Below are 14,900 nucleotides of genomic sequence, written 5' to 3' on the forward strand. Positions count from 1 at the left end.
GGATCGTGGCCACGCCGCCCGGGGTCATCGCCACGATGGCGCCGATCTGTGCTTGCGTCAGTGCCACCAAGGGGAGCATCTGTGGCGTGATCGTCGTGCTGTCAGGTGTAATGCCGTTGGGCGGCACGCGCACCGTCACGCTGCCGATGGCCGCTGCCAGTGCGGCCAGCGTCGGCGTGGCGAACAGGGTGCGCAGGTCGGCCTGCAAGCCTTGCTGGCGCATGCGCTCGGTCAGCGTCACCGCCAGCAGCGAATGCCCACCAAGGGTGAAGAAGTTGTCGTGCCGACCGATCAAGTCCAGACCCAGCAGGTCGCACCAGATCGCAGCGATGGCCTCTTCGATGGCGCCCTGCGGCGCTTCGTACGCCGTTGCCGTATAGGCGGCACTGTCCGGCGCCGGTAACGCCTTGCGATCGAGCTTGCCGTTGGGGGTCAGTGGCAGGCGATCCAGCGCCACGTAAGCGGCGGGCACCATGTACTCGGGCAGCGTGGTCGATAGCCAAGCGCGGAACGTTTCCGCGTCCAAGGGGTCGCCCGCGGCGCCCTCGGCACCGACCCAATACGCGACCAGCCGCTTGCCGCTGCCGGCGGCATCCTCCAACGCCACCACAACGCACTCGCGCACGTCCGGATGCGCGCCAAGGCGTGCCTCGATCTCGCCCAGCTCGATGCGGAAGCCGCGAATCTTCACCTGGTGATCGTTGCGCTCGACGAACTCGATCGTGCCGTCGGACAGCCAGCGCCCCCGATCGCCGCTACGGTACATCCGCGCACCGTGCGTGCCAGAGAACGGGTCATCGAGGAAACGCTCGGCCGTCAGCGCGTCTCGGTTCAAATACCCCCGGCCCACGCCATCGCCACCGATATACAGTTCGCCTGCCACGCCGATAGGCACCGGCGCGCCGTATGCATCGAGGATGTAGATCTGGGTGTTGGCGATCGGACGGCCAATCGGAAGGCGTCTTACATCATCCTCTACCGCCGCGACCTCGTAGGTGGTGGCGAACGTCGTCGTTTCCGTCGGACCGTAGCAATGCACAAAATGTTGCGGGCCGCCGCCATCGAGCAGCCTGGCGACCACGCTGGGATCGATCACCTCGCCACCCATCAGTAGATAGCGCAGGCGCCCGAAGCCGGCTTTCATGCGATCGGCGTATTGACGGAACAGGGCGGTCACCAGGAACAGGACGCTGATGCCTTCGCGTTCGATCGTCTCTGCAAACCGTTGCGGGTTCAGCAACACGTCGGCGTCGATCACGACCATGCGCGCACCATTGAGCAGCGCGCCCCACACTTCCATGGTGGTCGCATCGAAACTCGGATTGGCCGCAAACGCGATACGGTCGCTTGGATCGAACGGCAGATAGCCGTTGTTCAAGACCAGCCGACTGATTCCCCGATGCGGGATCTCGACACCCTTCGGCAGGCCTGTCGAACCCGACGTGTAGATGACATACGCGCTCGTGCCACCATGCGAGAGCGACGGCGGATTATCGGATGGCGCCGCGTTCAACGCTGTATCGTCGAGGTTGACCCGTAACACCTCAAGTGCCTCTGGCAGGAGGGTATCCATCACGGTCAACACCGCCACGGCACTGCAATCGGTCAGCAACAAGGTCAACCGTTCTGCCGGATACGTTGGATCGAGCGGCACATACGCGCCGCCCGCCTTCAGCACCGCAACCAAGGCCACCACCATCTCGGCGCTGCGCTCCAGGCAGATGGCCACGCGGTCATCGGGCCGCACACCCAACCCGCGCAAGTGATGCGCCAGTCGGTTGGCACGCGTATTCAATTCGCCATAGCTCAGCGCGACATCACCATGCACCACCGCGATGGCCGACGGATCACGCGCCACCTGAGCCTCGAATAGCGCGTGCACACTCGCATCGCGTGGATAGTCCGTCGCCGTCGCATTCCACTGCATCACCACGTGGTCGCGCTCGGCGGCGCTCAGCAGGGGCAGACGATCCACGGCACGATCTTCGGCATCCTCGGCCACCATCTCGTGTAACAGATGACGCCAATGATGCATCCAGCGCTCCAGCGTCGAACGCTCAAACAGCGCCGTGGCATAGCTGATGCTGCCCACAATGCGATCGTCGTCTTCGCGCAGCGACAGGTCGATGTCGAACTTGGCGTCGCGTGTGGCGCTGTCCATCGGACTCAGGTGCAGGCCTGGCAATACCAGTTCGCTGCTGGGCGTACTCTGCCAGGCGAAGATGACCTGAAACACCGGGGGATAGGAGAGGTTGCGTTCCGGACGCAGCGCTTCGATGACTTGCTCGAACGGCAGGTCCTGATGGTCCTGAGCCGCCAGAGCGGTACCGCGAACCTGGGCCATCAGTTGCGCGACGCTCGGGTTGTTGCGCAGGTCAATGCAGAGCGCTTGGGTGTTGACGAAAAAGCCGATCAGCGGTTCCAGTTCGCTGCGGGTACGGTTGGCCACCGGGGTGCCGATGACCACTTGATCCTGGCCTGACAGGCGCGCCAGCAGCACGCCCCAGGCGGCCAGCATGGTCATGAACAGCGTCGTGCCGTGGCGCTGGCTCAAGGCACGCAGGGCGGCGGTCAGCTCGGGCTCGAGGATGATGTCGAAGGTGTCGCCGTGGTAGTTCTGCACTGGCGGCCGGGGCCGGTCGGTGGGAAGCTCCAGCAGGGCAGGTGCATCTTTCAGGTGCTCCAGCCAAAAGTCGCGCTGGCGTTGCAGCACCTGGCCGGTGATCCGGCGGCGCTGCCATACCGCGATGTCGGCATATTGCAATTGCAGCGGCGGCAGCGGATCGGGCTGGCCCTGCGCGAATGCGGCATAGAGCGTTGTCAGTTCATGCACGAGCAGGCCCATCGACCAGCCATCGGAGACCAGATGGTGCAGCGTGATGAGCAGCACATGATCGTCATCGCCCAGGCGTAGCAGCTGGCCACGTGCCAGTGTGTCGTGGGCCAGATCGAAGGCCGTGGTTGTTTCCAGCTCAGCCAGATGCTTGGCCTGAGCTTCGGGATCAGGATAGGCGCTCAGATCATGCTCTTGCAGCGGGAAGCCAATGTCCGCGGCATCGATGCGCTGGACTGGCTCGCCCTGGTCTAACGCGATGCGCGTCCGCAAGGTCTCGTGACGGGCGACGATGCGGTTCAATGACTGGCGCAGCGCGTCGCGATCCAGCCGACCGCGCAGGCGCAGGGCGTGGGGCAACAGATAGGCCAGGTCGGCCTGGGCGTCGAGCTGGGCGAGGAACCATAGCCGCTGCTGGGCAAAGGACAGCGGCGGCGCTTGGTCGTCTGCGCGTGGCTGGATCGTCTCCTCCGCATTAGCCGCAGGTGCCGCCTTGGTCAACAAGTCCCAGAGTCGATTCGCCTCCTCTGTGGTGAGCGACGAAACATCCTGCGGTAGCTTGGGAGTAGAAGACATAGGGCTTAGCGTTCCAATTTGGCTTCGGAGAGAACGTTCGCGGCCTCGGAGGCCTGCAGTTGCGCAAGACGTATCGTCAAGATCAGGTGTGACATCTGCTGTAGCGTGGGGTGTGCGAACAGCCCTTGGATCGGTACATCGCAGTGCAACGCCCTGCGGATGGCTGCTGACAAACGCACCGCTAGCAACGAGTGGCCGCCCAAGGCGAAGAAGCTGTCATGGCGCCCGATGTGCTCGATGCCCAGCACCTCGCTCCACAACGCGGCGAGCAGCACTTCGAGCTGGCCTTCTGGCGCAACGTAGGCTGGTCCAGCAAGTGCATTGGCATCCGGTGGCGGCAGGGCGCGGTGATCGAGCTTGCCGTTGGGTGTCAGCGGTAGCGTATCCAGGCTTACATAGGCGCTCGGGCACATGTAGTCGGGCAGCTGCGCGGCGACGTGGGCATGCAGCGTTGCGTTGTCCGGCGCTTGGTCGAGCGCATCGGCGACCACATAGGCGACCAAGCGTTTGTCGCCCGGAATATCCTCTCGGGCGAGGACAACGGCCTGGCGGACGCCGGCACAGCGGCGCAAGCAGGCCTCGATTTCGCCCAGTTCCAGACGCATGCCGCGCAGCTTGACCTGATGGTCGTTGCGGCCCAGGTAATCCAGACTGCCGTCGGCACGCCAACTGGCCAGGTCGCCAGTCTTGTACATGCGCTGGCCGGGCTGATCGGCGAACGGATCGGGCACGAAGCGTTCGGCGGTCAGGTCCGGGCGACCCAGATAGCCGCGCGCCAGGGCCCGGCCGGCGATATGCAATTCACCGCTCACGCCGATCGGCACCGGGCGGCCGCGTGTGTCGAGCACATACAGGCTGACGTTGGCCATGGGTCGGCCGATAGGCATGCGTTCACCAGGACGGGCGCCATCCAGATGAAGGCTGGCGCAGACGCTGGCTTCGGTCGGTCCGTAGGCGTTGATGACGCGGGTATGGGCTTGCCAGCGCTGGACGAGGTCGGCCTCGGCGGCTTCGCCGGCCAGCACCAGGGTCTGCAGGCTGGGGCAGTAGGCCTGCCCGGGTAGCGAGCCGAGCACCGCCGGGGTCACGGTGAGGTGGGTGATGCGGTGCTGATGCATGACCTCCAGCAGTGGCTCACCGGCCAATGCCTCGGTTGGCGGTACGTGCAGGCGGGCGCCTGCAAGCCAGGCCATCAGCACCTCGGACAAACAGGCGTCAAATCCGATGTTGGCCATTTGCAACACGCGGCTGTCCGGCTTGACCTCGAAGGCGGCGATCTGCGCCTGCGCCAGGTTGACCAGGCCGCGGTGGCTGACCATGACGCCCTTGGGCTTGCCGGTAGAGCCAGAGGTGTAGATCACATAGGCCAGATGATCTGGACGTAGTCCAGTCAAGACCGGGGCATGGTCGTGCGCTGGGTTGGGTGCCGGGACCGGCGCATCGAGCACGATGATGGTGGTCTGCTGCATGGCGCGGCTGGCCGGCAATCGCTCCTGAAGCAGGCTGTCAGTGAGGATGACGCGCGGGCGCGCATCGGCCAGCATGAAGGCCAGACGCTCGATGGGGTGATCCGGATCAAGCGGAACATAGGCGCCGCCCGCCTTGAGCACGGCGAGAAGAGCGACCAAGCGCTCGGCTCCGCGTTCAAGATAGAGGGCCACGCGGGTTTCAGGCCGCACCCCGGCGAAAATCAAACGATGAGCCAGACGATTGGCGCGCACATCGAGCTGGGCGTAGGACAACTGCAAGTGCGCATCGGACAAGGCCGGTGCATCAGGCGTCTGCCGGCATTGCGCGTCGAACAACGGCTGTAGCAACGCGCTGCTGGGCCAAGGGGTGCTGCTTTGGTTGAACTGTTGCAGCAACTGCGTGCGCTGTCGTTCGGGTAGCAGTTCCAAGCTGTGCAGGGGGCTGTCGGGTGCATGCTCGAGTGCATGCACCACGGCGTACACCGCCTGCAGCAGCATCTCCGTCACGCGTTCGACGCTGATCTGTCTGACGCACTGTACATCCAGCGAAAAGCCGCCGTTCTGGGTGTGATCGTTGACCGACACCGCCAACGGATAGTGGGTACGCTCCTGGCCTTGGATTTCCTGCACATCGTGCAGGGCGTCATCCAGTGACAGAACGTCTTCGGCCAGGACGCGGCTGCCGCTGAGATGGCGGTAGTTGAGCAAGGCCGAAAGCAGTGGCACCGCCGGATCCAAACCGCTACAGCGCTGGGCCAGCGTGAGCGCCGCATGTTCGTGATCCAGCAGGCGGGCCATGCATAGCTGGGTGTGGCGCACGGCTTGCAGCACCGTCTGATGATCACCGCCCAGGCGGATCGGCAAGGCATTGAGGAACATGCCCAGCACGCGGTCGACGCCGATACTGGCGTGCATGCGTCCCAACAGCATGGTGGCAAACACCACGTCTTGCTGGCCGCTGCTGCGGGCCAGCACGAGTGCATAGGCCAGATGGAAAAGGCTGGACGCACTGACGCCGCAGCGACGTGCCTGGTGGCGTAGTGACCGGGCCAGCGTTGCGGGCAACGGCTGGTGCGCCTCATGGAAGCTGGCCTGATCGTGCACCGGCGCAAACATCCCAAACGGTGCGGTCGGTGCTTGGATCCCGGCAAGCATCTCGGTGAAGAAGACCTTGTGCTGCTGCGCGGAAGCGCCAGCGTGCGCATTGGCGATGAAGTCGCGGAATGGCAGCGGAGTGGGCAGGTGATGCTGTTGTCCGGTCATATGTGCCTTCACCTCCTCGATCAGCAATTCCAAGGTGATGCGGTCCACGACCAAATGGTGGTATTGCAGGCCCAGCAGCCAGCGCCCGGCGGCAGGGTCGTCGGCCAGGTGGGCGTGCATCAGCGGGGCGTGCTGCAGGCTGGGCGCCGCGTCAGGGGAATGCATCCAGGCCAGCAGCCGGGAGCCTGGGTCCGGCCCTTCGAGGACGTGTCGACGTCGGCTGAGTGCAGCTTGGCGCCAGACCACTTGGACCGGGCTGTCCAGGCCTTCCCAGGCGAAGCCGGTGCGCAGGATGTCGTGGCGTGCGATGACTTGTTCGAGCGCGCCGATGAAGGCATCGCGCTTGCTGCGCGAAGGGAAGATGATCAGCGATGCATTGAGATAGGGGTCGGCGAGCGGATCGGCCAGGTGATGGAACAACAGACCTTCCTGTAACGAGGTCAGCGGGTAGATATCTTTGACGTTTGCTGCGCCGCCGTGGACGGTGGCCACGACCGCGTCGATCTCGGCTTGGGTGAGCTGGATCAGCGGCAACCGGTCCGGGGTGATGCGCGTGCAGTCGGGGCCGATCAGGTTGGGCGGTACCGACACCGTCGAGGCGGCTTTGAGGGTTTCAGTTAGACCGATCAAGGTGGGGTTGCCGAACAGGGTACGCACGTCCAACTGCCAGCCGAGCACGCGCAAGCGCTCGATCATCTTGATCGCCATCAGCGAGTGGCCACCCAGCGCGAAGAAGCTATCGTGGCGGCTGATCTGTTCGATGCCGAGCAGATCGCTCCATACCTCAGCCAGGGTCTGTTCGAGCGGGCCCTGCGGCGCGACGTATGCTTCGCGGCTCAACGCGGCTTGATCCGGCGCGGGCAGGGCGCGCCGGTTGATTTTGCCGTTGGCCGTGAGCGGCATGGCGTCGAGCCGCACATACGCTGCAGGCAGCATGTAATCGGGCAGGGAGGTGGCCAGTTCGCGGCGCACGTGTTCAGCGCTGAGCGCGCCGGTGTCGCCAACGGGCGCCGCATCGTTGGGCAGATCGCTGACCAGATACGCAACCAGGCGCTTGTCGCCAGGAGCGTCCTCACGTGCCGACACCACCGCCTCACGTACGCCCGCGCAGGCCCGCAGGGCGGCTTCGATTTCGCCCAGCTCAATGCGCAAGCCGCGGATCTTGAGCTGATCATCGTTGCGGCCGAGATAGTCCAATGCGCCATCGGCACGCCAGCGCGCCAGATCGCCAGTGCGATACATGCGCTGGCCGGGCTGCTCGGCAGACGGGTCGGGCACGAAGCGTTCGGCCGTCAGGTCCGGGCGACCCAGATAGCCGCGCGCCAGCTGCACGCCGGCGATGTGCAATTCGCCGCTGACACCGATGGGGGCGAGTGCGCACTGCGCATCGAGCACATGCAGCTGGGTGTTGGCGATCGGTCGACCGATCGGCACGCTGTGTGCGTCCGCATCGGTGCATTCCCAGACGCTGACATCCACCGCCGCTTCGGTCGGGCCGTACAGGTTGTAGAGGCGTGCGTGCGGCAAACGCGCCCGTGCCTCTGCCGCCAGATCCGCAGGCAGGGCTTCGCCGCTGCACACGATGCGTTGCAGACTGGTGCATGCGCCTTGTGGCAGGGCATCCAGGAACACCCGCAGCATCGAGGGCACGAAGTGCGCGGTGTCGATGCTGGCCTGTTCGATCAGGTCGATCAGATACGCCGGGTCCTTGTGGCCGCCCGGCTGTGCCAGCACCAGACGGGCGCCCACGCGCAGCGGCCAGAACAGCTCCCAGACCGATACGTCGAAGCCGACCGGGGTCTTCTGCAACACGCGCTGTTCGGGTTGCAACTGCAGCGCTTGCTGCATCCACTGCAGGCGGTTGTCGATGCCGGCGTGGGTATTGACCACGCCCTTGGGCCTGCCGGTGGAGCCGGAGGTGTAGATGACGTAGGCCGGATGTTGCGGCTGCAAGGCCGACACGCTGGGGGCGTGCGTGGGCGCGGTCTTCCACCCGGCCTGCTCGGCATCCAGCAGCACGGTGTGCAAGCCCTCGCGTTGCGCCACCACGGCAGCGGTATCGCGATGGGCAAGCAGCACAGCCGGCTGCGCATCGGCGAGCATGCCCTCCAACCGCGCGGGCGGCACATCGGTTTCCAGCGGCAGATAGGCGGCGCCGGCCTTGAGCACGGCCAGCAGCGCGACGACCAGATCGATACCGCGTGGCAGGCACACCGCCACGCAGTGTTCCGGTGCCACGCCAAGCGTGATCAGATGATGCGCAAGCTGATTGGCATGTGCCTCCAGCGCGGCGTAGCGCAGTTCGACCCCATCTTCGACCAGGGCAATGGCCTGCGGCGTGCGTTGCGCCTGCGCCTGGATGGCACGGTGCAGATAGCCGCTGCCATCGGGAGCGGCGTCGGTGGCGTTGAACGCCTGCAACTGCGCACGTTCGGAGGGCGGCAGCAGCGGCAACCGGACGACGCAGGCGTTGTCGTCGGCGACCATGCCGCGCAGCAGCAGCACAAACTGAGCAAGATGGCGCTCGATGCTGCTGCGTTCGAACAGCGCGGTGGCATAGGTGAGCTGGCCGACGATGCACTCGTGCTGCGTTTGCAGGATGAGTTCAAGATCGAACTTGGCGTTGCCCGCGTGCTGCTCCGACGCGCGAATCTGCAGGCCGTGCATCTGCAGGGCGACATCGGTGTTGTTTTGCCAGGTCAGCATCGCCTGGAAGACCGGATGATGGCTGAGGCTGCGCGCAGGGCTGAGCGCTTCGATGACATGCTCGAAAGGCAGGTCTTGATGGTCCTGGGCGGCCAGCGCGGTGGCACGCACCTGGGCCAGCAGCTCGACAACCGACGGGCTGCCATGCAGGTCGATCGGCAGCGCCTGGGTGTTGACGAAGCAGCCGATCAGTGGTTCGAGCTCGCTGCGGGTGCGGTTGGCGACCGGGGTGCCGATGACCACCTGGTCCTGCCCAGACAGGCGCGCCAGCAGTGCGCCCCAGGCGGCCAGCAGCGTCATGAAGATGGTGCTGCCGTGGCGCTGGCCGAGCGTGCGCAGCGCGGCAGTGAGTTCGGCATCCAGGACGACATCCACGCTGTCGCCGCGGTAATCCTGCAGGGCCGGCCGTGGCCGGTCGGTAGGCAGGTGTAGCAGGGCGGGCGCGTCGTGCAGCTGATGGCGCCAGAAGTCGAGCTGACGCTGCAGCACCGGGCCTTGCAGACAGCGGCGCTGCCACACGGTGTAGTCGGCGTACTGGATGGGCAGCGGCGGCAGCGGATCGGGCTGGGCCTGGACGACAGCGCTGTAGAGCACGCCGAGCTCGTGAAACAGGATGCCGATGGACCAGCCGTCGGCGGCGATGTGGTGCATGGTGACGAGCAGACGATGCTCCTCATCGGCCAGGCGCAGCAGGCGGCCGCGGATCAGCGGTCCATGGGTGAGGTCGAACGCCGTCTGTGCTTCCAGTTCGGCGTAGCGCTGCGCTTGGACGTGCGCATTGGCGACATTGCGCAGGTCGACGCACTCCAGCGCGAAGCCGACCTCGGGTGGCGCGATGACTTGGGTGGCGCCGTCGGCGTGGGCGACAAAGTGAGTGCGCAGTGCTTCATGGCGTGCGACGATGCGATCCAGCGCCTGGCGCAGCACAGGCAGGTCCAGTTCGCCGTGCAAGTCCACAGCGCCAGGCATCACGTAGGCCAGCTCGGCCTGCGCATCGAGTTGCGCCAGGAACCACAGGCGCTGCTGGGCGAACGACAGCGGCAGTGGGTCCGGACGCTCTGCCGGCACGATCACCGGCAAGCGGCTTGCGCTCGCGCCGTCCAAGGCGTGTGCCAGATCGGCCAGGCGTGGCTGGGCAAACAGTGCAGCCAGGGGCAGTTCCACACCCAGTTCGCTGCGGATCCGCGACATCAGGCGTACGCCCAGCAGCGAGTGCCCGCCGAGGGCAAAGAAGCTGTCGTTGCGACCGATCTGTTCAAGGCCGAGCAATTCGCTCCACAGCGCGGCCATCAGGACTTCGCGCTCGCCTTGCGGCGCTTCATAGGCCTGCACGACGAGCGCACTGGCATCGGGCGCCGGCAACGCGCGGCGATCCAGCTTGCCGTTGGCAGTGAGCGGTAGCGCGTCGAGCCGCACATAGGCCGCGGGCAGCATGTACTCGGGCAGACACGCGGTCAGCTGGGTGCGCAACGTGTCGGCCGCCAGAGACTCGGCCTCACCGACAACGTAGGCGACCAGGCGTGGCTGGCACGGGCTGTCTTCGCGCAGCAGCACGGCCGCGTCCTGCACGCCGTTGCAGGTACGCAGCGCAGCCGCAATCTCGCCGAGTTCGATGCGCACACCGCGCAGTTTGACCTGCGCGTCGTTGCGGCCGAGATAGTCCAATGCGCCATCGGCACGCCAGCGCGCCAGATCGCCAGTGCGATACATGCGCTGGCCGGGCTGCTCGGCAGACGGGTCGGGCACGAAGCGTTCGGCGGTCAGGTCCGGGCGGCCCAGATAGCCGCGCGCCAGCTGCACGCCGGCGATGTGCAATTCGCCGCTGACACCGATGGGGGCGAGTGCGCACTGCGCATCGAGCACATGCAGGTGGGTGTTGGCGATCGGTCGACCGATCGGCACGCTGTGCGCATCCGCATCGGTGCTTTCCCAGACGCTGACATCCACCGCCGCTTCGGTCGGGCCGTACAGGTTGTAGAGGCGTGCGTGCGGCAAACGCGCCCGTGCCTCTGCCGCCAGATCCGCAGGCAGGGCTTCGCCGCTGCACACGATGCGTTGCAGACTGGTGCATGCGCCTGGTGGCAAGGCATCCAGGAACACCCGCAGCATCGAGGGCACGAAGTGCACGGTGTCGATGCTGCCCTGTTCGATCAGGTCGATCAGATACGCCGGGTCCTTGTGGCCGCCCGGCTGTGCCAGCACCAGACGGGCGCCCACGCGCAGCGGCCAGAACAGCTCCCAGACCGATACATCGAAGCCGACCGGGGTCTTCTGCAGCACGCGCTGTCCGGGTTGCAACTGCAGCGCTTGCTGCATCCACTGCAGGCGGTTGTCGATGCCGGCGTGGGTGTTGACCACGCCCTTGGGCCTGCCGGTGGAGCCGGAGGTGTAGATGACGTAGGCCGGATGTTGCGGCTGCAAGGCCGACACGCTGGGGGCGTGCGTGGGCGCGGTCTTCCACCCAGCCTGGTCGGCATCCAGCAGCACGGTGTGCAGGTCCTCGCGTTGCGCCACCACGGCAGCGGTATCGCGATGGGCAAGCAGCACAGCCGGCTGCGCATCGGCGAGCATGCCCTCCAACCGCGCGGGCGGCACATCGGTTTCCAGCGGCAGATAGGCGGCGCCGGCCTTGAGCACGGCCAGCAGCGCGACGACCAGATCGATACCGCGTGGCAGGCACACCGCCACGCAGTGTTCCGGTGCCACACCAAGCGTGATCAGATGATGCGCAAGCTGATTGGCACGTGCCTCCAGCGCGGCGTAGCGCAGTTCGACCCCATCTTCGACCAGGGCAATGGCCTGCGGCGTGCGTTGCGCCTGCGCCTGGATGGCACGGTGCAGATAGCCGCTGCCATCGAGAGCGGCGTCGGTGGCGTTGAACGCCTGCAACTGCGCACGTTCGGAGGGGGGCAACAGCGGCAACTGGACGACGCAGGCGTTGTCGTCGGCGACCATGCCGCGCAGCAGCAGCACAAACTGAGCCAGATGGCGCTCGATGCTGCTGCGTTCGAACAGCGCGGTGGCGTAGGCGAGCTGGCCAACGATGCGCTCGTGCTGCGTTTGCAGGGTGAGGTGCAGGTCGAATTTGGCCTCGCGCGTGCCGGTCTGGATGGGCTGCAGGCCGATGCCTGGCAGGCTCAGCTCGGTTGCGGCGTTGTTTTGCCAGGTCAGCATCACCTGGAAGACCGGATGCTGGCTGAGGCGGCGCGCAGGGTTGAGCGCTTCGATGACGTGCTCGAAAGGCAGGTCTTGATGGTCCTGGGCGGCCAGCGTGGTGGCGCGCACCTGGGCCAGCAGTTCGGTGACCGTGGGGGCGGTACCCAGGTCCACCCGCAGCGCCTGGGTGTTGACGAAGAAGCCGATCAGCGCCTCCAGCTCGCTGCTCGTGCGGTTGGCCACGGGTGTGCCGATGACGACCTGCTCCTGGCCAGACAGACGCGCCAGCAGCACGCCCCAGGCCGCCAGCACGGTCATGAACACGGTGGTGCCGTGACGCTGGCTGAGTGCCACCAGCGCCGATGTCAGCTCGGCACTGAGTGCGATATCCACGCTGTCGCCGCTGTAGTCCTGAAGGGCAGGGCGCGGCCGGTCGATGGGCAGTTCCAGCAGCGCTGGAGCCTGGCGCAGCTGCTCAACCCAGAACGCACGCTGACGCTGCAACAGCGGCGCGTCGATCCAGCGACGCTGCCATAGGGTGTAGTCGGCGTACTGGATAGGTAGCGGCGGCAGCGGATCGGGCTGGCCCTGGGCGAAGGCGGCGTAGAGTGTGCTGAGCTCGTGAAACAGGATGCCGATGGACCAGCCGTCGGCGACGATGTGGTGCATGGTGACGAGCAGACGATGCTCATCTTCCGCCAGGCGCAGCAGGCGGCCGCGGATCAGCGGTCCATGGGTGAGGTCGAAAGCGGTGTGTGTTTCCAGTTCGGCGTAGCGCTCCGCTTGGACGTGCGCATCGGCGACATTGCGCAGGTCGATGCACTCCAGCGCGAAGCCAACCTCGGGCGGCGCGATGACCTGGGTGGCGCCGTCGTCGTGGGCGACAAAACGTGTGCGCAGTGCCTCATGGCGTGCCACGACGCGGTCCAACGCCTGTTGCAGCGCAGGCAGGTCGAGCCTGCCATGCAGATCTATGCCGCCTGGCATCACGTAGGCCAGGTCAGCCTGTGGATCGAGCTGAGCGAGAAACCACAGGCGCTGCTGCGCGAACGACAGCGGCACGGCGTCGGGACGTGTTTGCGCCACCAGCGCCGGCAGGGTCGTGCGCGGAGCGTTCGCTAACTGCAGCGCAAAATCAGTCAAGCGTGGGTGGGCGAATAACGTGGCCAAGGGCAGTTCAAGCCCCTGCCGTGTGCGCAGGCGGGTCAGCAGTTGCACCGCCATCAACGAGTGGCCGCCCAGCGCAAAGAAGTTGTCGTGGCGACCGATCTGATCGACGCCGAGCAGTTCGCTCCACAGCGCCGCCAGCAGGACTTCGTCCTCGCCTTGCGGCGCTTCGTAGGCTTGCACGGCGAGCGCACTGGCATCCGGTACCGGCAACGCGCGGCGATCCAGCTTGCCGTTGGCCGTGAGCGGCACAGCGTCGAGCAGTACATAGGCGGCGGGCAGCATGTACTCGGGCAGGCGCACGGCCAGCTGGCGGCGCAGCATGTCCGGCACGATGGCAGCTGCCTCGCCAACGACATAAGCGACCAGGCTGGTGTTGCCGGCATCGTTGCGAGACACGACCACCGCCTCGCGCACGCCGTCGCAGCCCCGCAAGGCGGCGGCGATCTCGCCCAGCTCGATGCGAAAGCCGCGGATCTTGACCTGATCGTCGTTGCGACCCAGGTAATCCAACGTGCCATCGGCACGCCAGCGGGCCAGGTCGCCGGTCGTGTACATGCGTTGACCGGGCTGCTGAGCGAATGGGTCGGGGATAAAGCGCTCGGCGGTGAGGCCTGGGCGCCCCAGATAGCCGCGCGCCAGGCCGGCACCGGCCACATGCAGTTCGCCGGGCACCCCGATCGGCAGGCACTGGCCATCGGTTCCGAGCACGTAGGCGCGCAGATCCGGTAGCGGTGCGCCGATCGGGCTGCGGTCGGTACGCGCGACATCCTCTTCGGTCACCACATGCGCGGTTACATGGACCGTGGTTTCGGTGATGCCGTACATATTGAGCAGCGTGGTGCGCTGGCCGTGCTGGGCGAACCAAGGTGCCACGCTAGCCGGCGACAAGGCTTCGCCACCGAAGATCACCAAGCGCAGCACGTGTTGCTGCGTGCTGTCGCGCTGCGCATCGCACAAGGCTTGGAAGGCGCTCGGAGTCTGATTGAGGACACTGACGCGCTGCTCGCACAGCAACGCATAAAACGCCGCTGGATCGCGTGCAATGTGCTGCGGCACGATGACCAGACGGCCACCGTGGGCCAGTGCGCCCCACAGTTCCCAGACCGAGAAGTCGAATGCACAGGAGTGGAACAGGGTCCAGACATCGTCCGCGCTCGGTGCGACCTGGGCACGCGTGGCATGCAGCAGGCGCACGACCTGGGCATGGGCCACCACCACGCCCTTGGGAGTGCCGGTGGAGCCGGAGGTGTAGATGATGTAGGCCGGGTGGTGCGGCAGCAGGTCGTTGCGCTGTGGTGCGTGAGTCGATTGTTGTGACCACGTATCAGCATCGGCATCCAGCAGCACCGTGGCGATGCCGGAGTCGATTGGCAGCGCAGCTGCCAAGTCGTGATGGGCCAGCAACAGGCGCGGCTGCGCATCGTCGAGCATGAAGGCCAACCGCTCCGGCGGATAGGCCGGATCCAGCGGCAGATACGCGGCGCCCGCCTTGAGCACGGCGAGAAGCGCGACCACCAGGTCGCTGCCACGCTGCAGGAGCAGCGCGACAGGGTCTTCCGGGCCGATACCGTGGGCGATCAGGTGATGGGCCAGCTGGTTGGCACGGGTGTCGAGCTCGGCATAGGACAGGGCCTTGTCGCCGTCGATCAGCGCGATCGCGTGCGGCGCCCGCCCGACCTGTTGCTCGAACAACGTCGGCAGGCAGCGCGCGTCGTCGAATGCGACGT

General features: G+C 66.1%; 2 protein-coding genes. Both read right to left on the reverse strand.

Annotated elements, in window-relative coordinates:
- Positions 1 to 3,409 (reverse strand): non-ribosomal peptide synthetase (locus CKY51_RS20785; RefSeq protein WP_152249850.1); only part of this gene is annotated, 3,409 nt, incomplete at its 3' end.
- 5 nt (positions 3,410 to 3,414) lie between these two features.
- The gene (locus CKY51_RS20790; RefSeq protein WP_211904937.1) at positions 3,415 to 14,865 is read right to left on the reverse strand and encodes a non-ribosomal peptide synthetase; all 11,451 of its coding nucleotides are present in this window, start codon (positions 14,863 to 14,865) and stop codon (positions 3,415 to 3,417) included.
- Positions 14,866 to 14,900: the final 35 nt, after the last annotated feature.

The sequence above is a fragment of the Xanthomonas maliensis genome (genome assembly GCF_009192945.1).
Taxonomy (GTDB): Bacteria; Pseudomonadota; Gammaproteobacteria; order Xanthomonadales; family Xanthomonadaceae; genus Xanthomonas; species Xanthomonas maliensis.